Source organism: Psychrobacter sp. N25K4-3-2 (assembly GCF_015351755.1).
Lineage (GTDB): Bacteria > Pseudomonadota > Gammaproteobacteria > Pseudomonadales > Moraxellaceae > Psychrobacter > Psychrobacter glaciei.
On the sequence record NZ_JADKLX010000001.1, the window covers coordinates 771,378 to 783,457 of the forward strand.

Below are 12,080 nucleotides of genomic sequence, written 5' to 3' on the forward strand. Positions count from 1 at the left end.
GTTTGATGCGACTAGAGGCTAAAGACCTTATTTAACGTAAGCATATGCTTACGTCATGATAGCGCATTTCACCCCATCACTTAGGTCTGCCATTACCCAAAACTTCGCTGCTCTTCTCTGTGCTCATCTGAGACTTTTTTGCCTTCTTTTTTGCCTTCTTCAATTTTGTTTTCTGTCTCTTGGATATCTTCTGCCTGTGCCGTGGGGGCATTACCTTCTTGTCGACTCGTTTCTTCTGGCTCGTATTGTAAAGTCGTCATAACAGGGAAATGATCGGATCCTACAGATGGCATACGCTGGATATCGACCACTGTAAAGCAAGCACTATGGAAAATATGATCTAACGCCCAACGTAAAAATGGATAACTGACATGGAAGGTGTTGATAAAATGACGACCAATACGTGGATCTAATAACCCTGAGATACGCTGGAAGCGACGCGTTGTCTTTGACCATGCCACATCATTGAGATCACCAGCCAGTATCGCTGTTTGATTTTTTTCTTTGATATGCTTGCCGACCATGAGCAGTTCGGCATCACGAGTCGTTGATTTGTCCGCTTCCGTCGGGCTTGGCGGCATAGGATGCAAACAATACAGCCAAATTACTCGGCCGCTTTGCAATCGCAGCTGCGTGTGGATAGAGGGAATATCATCAATCATCAGATATTTGATTTCAGGATCTATCAGCTCAAGCTTAGAATAAAGGTGCATACCATACAGATTATCCAGCGGGACTTTTACGGTATAGGGATAGTCTGGCTCGATTTGGTGTAATGCTTGTTCCCATTTTTTATCACTTTCTAACGTAATCAAAATATCTGGCTGTCTTTGCTTGACCAAATCGACCAATTTTTGCATTTCATCATTAGGGGTTAAGACATTTGACACCATGATTTTTAATTGATGATCTTGGCCATCTGGCTTGCTCTTGGCACTTTGTACTTCTTTCTTCCATAGTTTGGTGTAAGGCAATACCATTCTAATCTGAAAAGCCAAAGTGAGACTTAAGGCAACGAACAATAACCACTGCCCCAGCTGCCAGTCTGACCAAAATACCAACATGCCAATCCAAGCAATAATCCCAAGCACCATTATTTGAATACGGGGAAACTCAACGCCGCGCACCCACCAATTATCAAGAGGCAACCACCCCCAAATCGTCACAAACGCGATAAGTCCAGCTAACCACTGCGCGCCATAATATAATAATGAGAGATCCATAATATGTATTAACCATTTATTGAGTTGCTGGCTGAGCCAATGATTCATATACTCATCGTCAGCCAGTGACTAACGTTTGTATAATGATTATCTTTGATAAGAATAGATACTTATACCATTCACAAAAATTAGAGTAGCAAGGAAAACGAGTGTAAGTACTACGCATTGTAGACTAAACGAGTTTGACACAGCTAGTCGTATATTTGGGTTTGGTATTACTTTAGCATTTCATCAGTCTATCGCCTACTACGGAGCATTAATATGCTCAGCTGACCATAAAACGTTACAATGTCAGCGCAGTCACGATACTGAGCTTGTTATATTTTTCGTCATTTTTCTCAGACTTTATCCAATATGAACACAGCAGATCTCATAATAGGCTCATGATGATAACGTAAAGTTATAGTGAACATAGTTATTAGTGTATGAAAAATAGCCAAAATCTGCTAAAACGCCTTGCTTTTTATGGTCATTCACGGCATTGTTATCGGCTGGCAATGCAATAAATAACGGTAAAAAAGGATTAAGATTCATGAGTGATTTAACAGTAGGTTTGGTAGGCTGGCGCGGCATGGTTGGTTCCGTATTGATACAACGTATGCAGCAAGAAAAAGATTTTGACGGTATCACGCCGGTATTTTTTTCAACCAGTAATGCTGGTGGTGATGCGCCAAGTTTCGATGGTATTCAGACCAGCCAACTAAAAGACGCTCATGATATTGACGCACTAGCAGCTTGTGATGTAATTATTACCTGCCAAGGTGGCGACTACACCTCAAAAGTTCATCAACCACTGCGTGCTAGCGGCTGGAATGGCTATTGGATTGATGCAGCAAGCACTCTGCGCATGGAAGATGACAGTATTATCATTCTTGATCCAGTCAATCGTAGCGTCATTGATAGCGCCCTAGCCAATGGTCAAAAAGACTTTATCGGTGGTAACTGTACGGTATCACTCATGCTGATGGCTATTGGTGAATTGTTTAATAGAGGCTGGGTAGAATGGGTCAGCGCGATGACTTATCAAGCAGCGAGTGGCTCTGGCGCCAACAACATGCGCGAGCTCATTAGCGGCATGGGCGTGCTACACGATGCGGTCAAAGATGAATTGGCTGATCCTGCGAGCGCGATCCTTGAGATTGATAAAAAGATCGCCCAGACCCAACGCTCAGAGGGCTTTCCTAAGCAGTACTTCGGTGTACCACTCGCTGGTAGCTTGATCCCTTATATCGATGCACAATTAGAAAATAAGCAATCCAAGGAAGAGTGGAAAGGCGGTGTCGAAACCAATAAAATTCTTGGTAACTCTGAAGCTGATAAGATTGCTATCGATGGTATGTGTGTCCGTGTTGGCGCGATGCGCTGTCATGCTCAAGGCTTGACCATCAAGCTCAAAAAGGACATCCCGTTAGAGGAAATCGAAGCCGCACTAAAAAACAGTGGCAATGAGTGGTTAGATCTAGTCGAAGATGACAAAGAAGCCACCATGAACCGCTTAACACCAGTGGCAGTGACAGGCACTTTGACAGTGGCATTAGGTCGCTTGCGTAAGCTTAATATGGGCCCTGAGTATCTAGGCGCATTTACCGTTGGCGATCAACTATTATGGGGCGCAGCTGAACCATTACGCCGCATGCTAAACATTATCCGCGAGCAAAAAAACTAAGCTAGATTTCTTAAGAATTCAATACAAAAAAGACAGCATCTGCTGTCTTTTTTATGGGCGCTATTTAACTAATATTGTAGCAAATACGCTTACTGATAACGAATCATCACCTCATTACGGCGTAAAAATGGGAGTGTCCATGGCGTGTCATAACGCGCCAGTTCAGGATCACCTGTAGGCGTTAGATTCTTACTTTGCATCCAAGTGCGCAACTCCTCCGTCTTATCATCCACTTTACTGCTTCCGGTAAATCCTGAGAATTTGATAACGCCGTAAGTTTGAGCAGGCACTTCAATTATTTCGACCTCTGGATTATTCGGTTTTGGTAATGTCTGCATCGTATACTGACTCGGCATCACAAAACGTACGCGCCATTTCCCATCGGTTTGTTGCATGTTAACTGGTGCCGTCATTGCAATTTCTTGTGACGGCTGCATCTTGACTGGTGCTGTCATACTGATTTTGCCACTGCCACCAGTCGGTGCAGTGTTGTTACCGAAAATAAAATCGGCTAATACTTTAAACCCTTTATTGCTGGCATCTTTTTGATCGCCAGTTACCAGTGTTTGAGCCACCAATTGTGGGTCATAACGGCGTAGTTCAAAATCTTCCGACTGACTTATTACGGTGTAATAAGGCTCTTCAACGGCCATAGCAACTCCTGGTATGAATAATAAACCACTTAATAGTAGAGGAATTGTTCTTGTCATATTGCATCTCCGGCATCCAAATAGAAAATTTGATGATGATTTTTTTATCATTAATTTATGATCTACTGTACCAATTACTTTGTAATGCTGTCTGTGTGTTTCCGTAATACCCTCTGTGTTCTTTAGGTTATAGCACGATCATATCGAAGATTTATATTATCGATAAACAAACATCCGTATCCAAAAAAACTCCTAACAATGCTATAATTAGCGCCATTTTCATAGCGTAAATAGCGATTATCATATGCAATTTGTCTTACATAAAACGGCCAGCGGCGAGACGCGTGCACGCCGTGGTACGGTTCATCTCAATCATGGCGACGTGCAAACGCCTGCTTTTATGCCTGTCGGTACTTATGGCACGGTCAAGGGTATGTTGCCACGTGATATTGAAGCCATTGGCGCTGATATCGTGTTAGGTAATACCTTTCATTTATGGTTGCGTCCGGGTACTGAAGTCATCGATAAGTTCGGTGGTTTGCATAAATTTATGCATTGGAATAAGCCTATTCTGACCGATTCAGGCGGCTTTCAAGTATTCAGTCTGGGGGCAATGCGTAAAATCACTGAAGAAGGGGTCGATTTCAAATCTCCTATCGATGGCGCTAAAGTATTTTTATCACCAGAAAAATCGATGCAGATTCAGTACAGCTTAAACTCAGACATCGTCATGCAATTCGACGAATGCACGCCCTACCCAGCGACTCATGATGAAGCCAAAAAATCATTAGAGCTCTCATTACGTTGGGGACAGCGCTGCGTTGATGAGCACAACAGACTGGGCAGCACCAATGCCTTATTTGGCATTATTCAAGGCAGTATGTATGCCGATTTGCGCCAGCAGTCGCTCGAAGGACTGCTCGATATCGGCTTTGATGGTTATGCCATCGGCGGTCTATCTGTTGGTGAGCCAAAAGACGAGATGATGGATGTTTTGGACTATATTCCAGATGCGATGCCAGCCGACAAGCCACGCTATCTGATGGGTGTTGGTAAGCCTGAAGATATTGTCGAAGCAGTCCGTCGCGGCGTTGATATGTTTGACTGCGTCATGCCGACTCGTAACGCGCGTAACGGTCATTACTTCGTTACAGGCGACTTAGACAATGCTGGCGTTGTACGTATCCGTAACAGCCAATATCGCAATGATGAAGGTACATTGGACCCAGAGTGCGACTGCTATACTTGTCAAAACTTTAGCCGTGCCTATTTATATCATCTAAACAAGTGCAAAGAGATGCTAGGCGCGCAGTTAGCGACTATTCATAACTTGCGCTATTACCAACGTTTGATGCAAGGTATTAGAGACGCTATTGAACAAGACAAATTTGATGAATTCGTCACTGAATTTTATAGCAAGCGTGGACAAGCGGTTCCTGAACTAAACTTACGCTAATCATATTTTTTGAAATAGTTATAAATACAAAAAGGGCTTAAGAATTATCTTAAGCCCTTTTTAGTGTGTTGCTTTTATTATTTCTAATTAATCAGTACTAGCCCATTAACGAGGTTACAAATACCACGATCACGGCAATTGGTGCTACGAACTTAGCGACAATTTGCCAAAGCTGCCAAGCACCATTCGATAAGCCAAGCTCTTGTTGAATAGTACGTTGATCCATTTTCCAAGCAAGGAAAATAATCGCCGCCAGACCCGTCAATGGCAATAAGAATTTGCTGGTAATTTTGTCCAAGGCATCAAAAATACCATTACCCATAATCGTAAATTCAGACCATAGATTAAATGATAATAAAGCGGCGATGCCTAATAACCAGATCACTGTACTTGCAACGATGGTTGATACGGTACGATTCATCGGAGTACGTTCTTCTAAAAACTCAACCGTTGGCTCAAGCAATGAGATAGATGAGGTAATAGCAGCAAAAGTAATGAGTAAGAAGAATAAGGTACCAATGATCGTACCTGCGCCCATACTACCAAAAGCAATCGGCAAGCTCACAAAGATAAGACCAGGACCTGAAGCAGGATCAAGACCGTTGCTAAAGATAATTGGGAAGATGGCTAAACCAGCTGCCAAGGCAATGACCGTATCCAAAATAACCACGGTACGTGCGGTCTTAAGCAAATTCACTTCTCGACCCAAGTATGAGCCGTAAGCAACCATGATACCCATACCAATAGATAGCGTGAAGAAAGCATGTCCTAAGGCTGCAAGCATAACGTCAGCGGTCAGCTTGCTAAGATCTGGCGTAAATAGGTAAGCTACTGCTTCACCAAAGCCACCATTTATCACGTTATAACCCACGATGACAAATAAAATCACACCTAGTAGCGGCATTAAAACTTTGGCAGTGGTTTCGATACCTTTGGTCACACCAATACCAACAATCAAAGCGGTCAGCGCCATAAATACGGTATGCCAAATCGTCAGCGTACCAGCTGAAGCAAGCATGGCATCAAAGGTCGCAGCGACAGAATCACTATCTTGACCTACAAAACTTCCTGTACCTACTTTAGTAATATAATTGAGCGCCCAACCACCGATCACACTATAAAAAGATAGGATCAAAAAGCCGCCCAAAATACCAGTGGCCCCAACGATACCCCAACTGCGTGACTTACCTTCGCTTGCGGCTACGTCTGCAAAAGTATTGACTGGGTTTTTTTGCCCACGACGACCAATCAACCATTCAGCAACTAAGATAGGAAAACCTACCAGCGCGATACAGAATAAATAAGCAATAACAAAAGCTGAACCACCGCTTTCACCAACCATATATGGAAATTTCCATATGTTTCCTAAACCTACTGCCGAACCAACCGCTGCTAATACGAAGCCAAAACTTGAGCTCCACTGTGCATGTTCTTGTTTATTGATAGCCATTTTTTCTGTCCTCGTGCTTCAATTAATGTCGCTTATAATCTTCCATGATTATTTTAAATAGTCCTCCGTACCACAGACTATCTAATCAACGCTTCAATGTGACGCGCCTAGCAACATTATGAAAGAATTGTTTACAATATCGTAAACGCTCAGTTTCTGCTAAGCGACTAAAAAAGTCAAGTAGTCATAAACATAAAAAGCCATAACAATTGGCTATGGCTTTTTATGTTTATGACTACTTAACAACCTTTTGGTTCATCGAACCTTCAACAAGGTAATGCTCTAACTTTCTATCCGTACACTATCTATCACTTAGTTAGCGAACGACACCCCGACGACTTTTTTGCAAAGAATCAATAAGCAGCTGAATTTTTGGCTCTTTCGGTAATAGCTCTTGCTTTAGAATTTCAAGCGACTGAGCTGTCGTTAAGCCTGATCTAAAGATCGTGCGATACGCTTGACGTAAGATGTCAATCGTGTGCTTAGACCAGTCTTTACGGCGCATGCCTTCTACATTGAGACCATGAGTTTTTGCCGGATTGCCAGACACCATAGTAAAGGCTGCTACATCTTTTAAGATTAAACTGGCACCGCCCACCAAACTATAATCATCCACGGTACAGAACTGATGAATACCTGAGTTACCACCGATAATCGTATGATCGCCAATCGTTACATGGCCTGCGATGCCAACATTATTAGCCAGTACGTTATGATCACCAATCAAGCAGTCATGAGCAATGTGCGTATTAACCATCATCAGGTTGTGGCTACCAATTTTGGTCAGTCCACCATCTTGGGCTGTGCCACGATGTAAGCTACAAGCTTCTCGAACGGTATTATGATCGCCAATCTCAAGCCAAGTACGCTCACCTGCATACTTCAAATCCTGTGGATCTTCACCGATGCTGGCGAACTGATAAAACTGATTGTGGCTGCCAATACGGGTAAGTCTTGCCACGACGACATGCCGATGCAGCGTCGTATAGGCACCAATCGTCACCTCATCGCCAACAATACAATAAGGACCGATGATAGCAGTCTCATCAATCTGAGCGGACGGTGAGATGAGTGCTGTTGGATGGATCTGACTCATAATTTAGGCCTTTGTATCATCTGATGCAAGTAAATAGTAAAACAAATACAACCAATTTAACTTTATAAATTAAGCCAATACCCGTTCAGATTATAATGATTAGTGGTTAGTACTATCGCCGATATAAGCGTCAGTCTTTGAACGATTGAGCCAGTCTTCATTCCAAGATGGTGAAGATAAACTATTGCTCTTGGCGGGCAATCATGACTTGAGCACTCGCAGCAAGCTCATTTTCAACATGTACCGTACAATCGAATTTATAAATACCGCGCTTTTGCATAACCGTTTTGGCACGGATAATCAGTTGATCACCAGGAATGACGCGGCGCTTAAAACGCACCTTATCCACCCCTGCAAACAGATATAGATAGCCATCTTCGGCAGTCAATCCGGCACTAATAAAGCCTAATACGCCAGAAACTTGCGCCATGGACTCTACCATTAATACCCCTGGCATAATCGGTTCATCAGGAAAATGGCCATTAAAAAACTCTTCATTAATGGTCACATTTTTGATACCAGTAATGCATTCCCCAGGCTGACAAGCGATAATTTTGTCTACCAACATAAAAGGATAACGATGTGGCAAATAATGCTTGAGCGTATGATAGGTTAGCGGCAACGTCAGACCTTGCTCCGCTAAGCTTTTGATGTCTTCGTCGGATGGGATATCGATATAGGTACTGCTCATAATGACGCTTCCTTGCTATATTAAAAAAGCTGTATGTTAAAAGCTATGTTAAAAAATTTATGGATGACGAACTTGTATAGGCGTTATTCACTGCCGAGCTGACGAAAGCGTACAGCGGCACGGCGCCACTTAGCAGTCGGCATGGCAGCTGTTCCAGAGGAATATGACCCTGCGACCTTAATTGACTTGGTCACCATGGTCATTCCCGACAACGTCACATCGTCGGTGATATCAATATGACCAGTGATACCAACTGCCCCACCGATAACACAACGTTTGCCAATACTCGTGCTGCCCGCAATTGCCGTGTGGGCAGCAATAGCCGTCCCATCACCGATGTGCACGTTATGGGCAACTTGTACAAGATTGTCAATAATAACATGATTGCCAATTACCGTGTCATCAATAGCACCGCGATCAATACAGGTCTGGCTACCAATACGTACATGGTCGCCGATGATCACACGACCAAGCTGAGCGATGCGCTCCCAGCCCGTAATACTCGGGTCTCTGGTTGGGGCAAAACCAAAGCCTTCAGACCCTACGCTGACGCCAGCATGCAGCCTAACATGATTGCCAATAATACAGTCATGGCCGATGACGACTTGCGACTTGATAAGGCAATCAGTACCGATAGTACTGTGGGGTTCGACGACCACATGGGCATCAAGACGACTGCGCGCACCAATGCTCGTATTGTCACCAATTACACAAAATGGACCAATACTGACCTGTTCACCAATGATCGCACTATCCGCAATGACCGCACTAGGATGGATACCAACCTCTGGCGTTTGACGAGCAAATAGTTGACTGGCACTCGCATAAGCTAAGTAAGGCGCTGCCACTACCAGCGCTATCGACATTGCTGGTACTTGGTCACGGTATTCAGCAGTGACAAACACTGCCGCTGCCTGACTGTTGGTCAAGCTAGAGACGTAATGAGAATTTGCCAAAAAGCTTAATTGTGCATCATTAGCAGTGGTTAAACTACCAACACTGTTGAGTGTCAGCTGTAACTGTTCAGCACTAAGATCAGCCTTATTAATGATAGGCTGACGCTGCTCAATCCGCGTGATAAGTTGATCAATCGTTATCATAGTTGGCATTAACATTAGAATGAATAAAAGGGTCATCAAGTTGAAACATCAACTCGATGACCTATGAAGATCAGATTTTTGATTGATTTATAATATTGACTTAATACAAGCCATCAAACCAAACTAATAAGCGCTGGCAACTTAGAACGTGCTACCAATCTGGAACTGTACCTTCTCAGTCTCATCACCTTCTTTATCACCGAACGGTACGGCATAACTCAGTGAAATTGGACCGATTGGCGTATACCAAGTCACACCCGCACCCGCACTATAGCGCATGTCATTATCTTGCGTTAACAGCTTTATTTCACTGCCATCTGAATTCTTAGTCGGCTCACCCGTATTAGGGTCAATAAACGTACGATCTTCTTTACTCGTGGTATCAAATACTTGACCACCTTCAGCAAATAGCACTGGGCGCACTTGATCTGCCCAATCACCTTTAAATGGCATTGGTAAGATCAGCTCACTACCAAAGCTGACCAAGGCATTACCACCGACCTCTTCGTCTTTAAAGCGGCTGTCACTATTAATCGCGTCAAAATAGCCTTGTGATTTAGGACCTAGCGTTGACGCTTCATAGCCACGCACCGAGCCGTAACCACCAGCATAAAAGTTTTCGTAGAAAGGTAAGTCATTGCCGTAACCGAGCTTGGTATAACCACGTGCTACTAAATCTTTATAAAGTGGATAGTACACATTGCCTTGATAAACGAGTTTTTGATAATTGGCATCACCAAGACCAATGGTCGCGTCAACCGTGTGACTCATACCTTTGGTCGGAAATACTGGGCGATCTAAAGTGCTGTAATCCCAACCAAACAGCAAGTTATAGGTCTGATAGTCGTTTTTGAAGCCAGTACGACCTTCGAAGTCTCCAGTAAAGTTTTCAAACGATCCGCCATCATCGATAATCTGTTGTACGTTTGATACGCCAAGGAAGCGACCACCACGTACTGAGGTATTATCAACATTTAGACCAGCACTAACACGCTTGGTTTCATCGACAGGATAGCTATAGTTCAGCGTAGCACCATAAGAATCGGTGACATAGTTACTGACGTTTCTGTCATCATATTTGGTTTCGCGATAATAGGCACTCAGACCCTGAGAAACACCGTTTTCGGTGAAGTACGGATCGGTATAACCCAAGCTATAAGAATCACGAGTTTCTGAACGTGATAGCGCCGCTTTAACGCGGTTACCCGTACCCATAAAGTTATTTTGCGTTAAATCTAACTGGAAAGTAACACCGCCACTTTGCGAGTAACCGGCAGCAATCGTTGAGCTACCAGAAGGCTGCTCTTCAACCGTAAAATTCACATCCATTTGGTCTGGCTGATTGGGTACTGGCTTGACATCGACGTTGACTGCTTTAAAGAAACCTGTACGCATCAGACGCGTACGTGACAACTGAATTTTTTCGCTAGAGGCGAGCGCCCCTTCCAATTGACGCATTTCACGACGCAGTACCACATCCTGAGTTTTGGTATTACCCGTAAAGTTAATACGGCGTACATAGATAGGACGTGCTGGATCGATATAATAATCGACATCGACCATTTTAGTTTCGTCGTTAATACGCGGTACTGGTCGAATTTGTGCTAAATAATAACCTTCATTCCCATAACGGCTCTTTAGAGAAGCAGTCGTGGCATCAAGCTTAGCTTGTGAATACTTTTCATTTTGCTCAAAAGTAACCAATTCTTTAAGCTCATTGGTCTCAAATGTCGGCTTACCTAAGAAATTCACTTCCCCAAACTGATATTGCTCGCCTTCACTCAAGCTGACTTCAATAAAGACGCTGCGTTTGTCTTCACTGATATTGAGTACCGCATTATCCACGTTAAAACGCACATAACCATCATTCTGATACAGCGCTTTCAAATTCTCTAAACTAGCAGCCAGCTTTTCTTTTGCGTAGCGATCAGACTTAGACAGCAAACGTGTCCATGACGACTCTTTGACAGCGAAAACGTCTTTAATCTCTTCGTCACTAAAATGTGTGTTACCAATAACATTGATATCAACCACTTTAGCAGGCTTACCTTCGATGAAGCGCACATCAAGCTTGACACGGTTGCCATCCAGTAGCGTTTGATCAACTTCGATATTACTATTGTAATAACCTTGGCTAATATATTGCTGCTGTAGTTCATTGGCGACGCCCTGCAATGTCGATTGCTTAAGTACACTACCGACTGACAGACCAGCGTTGCCAAGTCCTTGCTCTAGACCTTCTTTTGGAATGAGCTTATTACCTTCGAAACTGACCTCAGCAATAATTGGACGCTCAACGACATCAAATCGTAGCTGACCGCCTTCGACACGGCTTTGGATGTCGGCAAAGTTATCAGTCGCATATAGCGCCTTAATACTGGCTGCCAGACTACTATCATTCGCCGTGTCGCCTACCGAAATAGGTAAAACCGGATAGAGACTATCAGGAGTTAGGCGTTGTAAACCATTGAAACCGATGTCAGTGACCACAAATTCTGCCGCCTGTACAGGCATACTCATCATCGCTACAACTAACGGCAACCCTGCCGCGCTCATAAATAAAGGCGTACGCATAAACACTATCCGTCAATAAAAAACTTGCTGAAGTTAAGTTAAAAAGCACATGTTGTCTAGCCCAATCCGAGTGAAATCATTCGCTCACTCGCGGGAGACTCAGGACACTTTATATAAAACGCATCATAAAATAAACTAAAAATTACGATTAGTACAGAGACAGCGATACAAAAG

The 12,080-nt window shown here is 43.5% G+C and carries 9 protein-coding genes; 2 read left to right on the forward strand and 7 right to left on the reverse strand.

Annotation, left to right across the window (positions count from 1 at the left end; translation table 11 throughout):
• Positions 1-92 precede the first annotated feature (92 nt).
• A complete protein-coding gene (locus IOD06_RS03030) occupies positions 93-1,271 on the reverse strand; it encodes an endonuclease/exonuclease/phosphatase family protein (RefSeq protein WP_227669860.1) in 1,179 nt (392 codons plus the stop codon).
• A gap of 484 nt (positions 1,272-1,755) precedes the next feature.
• Here IOD06_RS03030 and asd point away from each other — a divergent pair, with 484 nt between their 5' ends.
• The gene (gene asd, locus IOD06_RS03035; RefSeq protein WP_194619039.1) at positions 1,756-2,889 is read left to right on the forward strand and encodes an aspartate-semialdehyde dehydrogenase; all 1,134 of its coding nucleotides are present in this window, start codon (positions 1,756-1,758) and stop codon (positions 2,887-2,889) included.
• Positions 2,890-2,978: 89 nt separating this feature from the next.
• Here the strand turns inward: asd and IOD06_RS03040 are convergent, their stop codons facing one another.
• Complete coding sequence (locus tag IOD06_RS03040; protein ID WP_194619041.1) at positions 2,979-3,542, reverse strand: heme-binding protein; 564 nt, start codon at positions 3,540-3,542, stop codon at positions 2,979-2,981.
• Positions 3,543-3,843: 301 nt separating this feature from the next.
• Here IOD06_RS03040 and tgt point away from each other — a divergent pair, with 301 nt between their 5' ends.
• Positions 3,844-4,995 carry a tRNA guanosine(34) transglycosylase Tgt gene (gene tgt / locus IOD06_RS03045; RefSeq protein ID WP_010200213.1) on the forward strand — a complete coding sequence of 384 codons (1,152 nt, stop codon included), beginning with the start codon at positions 3,844-3,846 and terminating at the stop codon, positions 4,993-4,995.
• A gap of 97 nt (positions 4,996-5,092) precedes the next feature.
• On the opposite strand, the gene IOD06_RS03050 is transcribed toward tgt, so the two are convergent.
• The 5 genes from IOD06_RS03050 to bamA all read right to left on the reverse strand — a co-directional run bounded on the left by IOD06_RS03050 (position 5,093) and on the right by bamA (position 11,906).
• On the reverse strand, positions 5,093-6,445 hold the full coding sequence (locus IOD06_RS03050; protein WP_010200218.1) for a sodium-dependent transporter: 1,353 nt from the start codon (positions 6,443-6,445) through the stop codon (positions 5,093-5,095).
• A 316-nt stretch (positions 6,446-6,761) separates the two neighbouring features.
• Entirely contained in the window at positions 6,762-7,541 is a 780-nt protein-coding gene (gene lpxA, locus IOD06_RS03055) for an acyl-ACP--UDP-N-acetylglucosamine O-acyltransferase (RefSeq protein WP_189580617.1), read from the reverse strand.
• A gap of 181 nt (positions 7,542-7,722) precedes the next feature.
• Entirely contained in the window at positions 7,723-8,232 is a 510-nt protein-coding gene (gene fabZ, locus IOD06_RS03060; RefSeq protein ID WP_194619043.1) for a 3-hydroxyacyl-ACP dehydratase FabZ, read from the reverse strand.
• An 83-nt stretch (positions 8,233-8,315) separates the two neighbouring features.
• On the reverse strand, positions 8,316-9,332 hold the full coding sequence (lpxD, locus tag IOD06_RS03065) for a UDP-3-O-(3-hydroxymyristoyl)glucosamine N-acyltransferase (RefSeq protein WP_194619045.1): 1,017 nt from the start codon (positions 9,330-9,332) through the stop codon (positions 8,316-8,318).
• 141 nt (positions 9,333-9,473) lie between these two features.
• Positions 9,474-11,906, reverse strand: a complete 2,433-nt coding sequence (gene bamA, locus IOD06_RS03070; RefSeq protein ID WP_194619047.1) for an outer membrane protein assembly factor BamA — start codon at positions 11,904-11,906, stop codon at positions 9,474-9,476.
• Positions 11,907-12,080 lie beyond the last annotated feature (174 nt).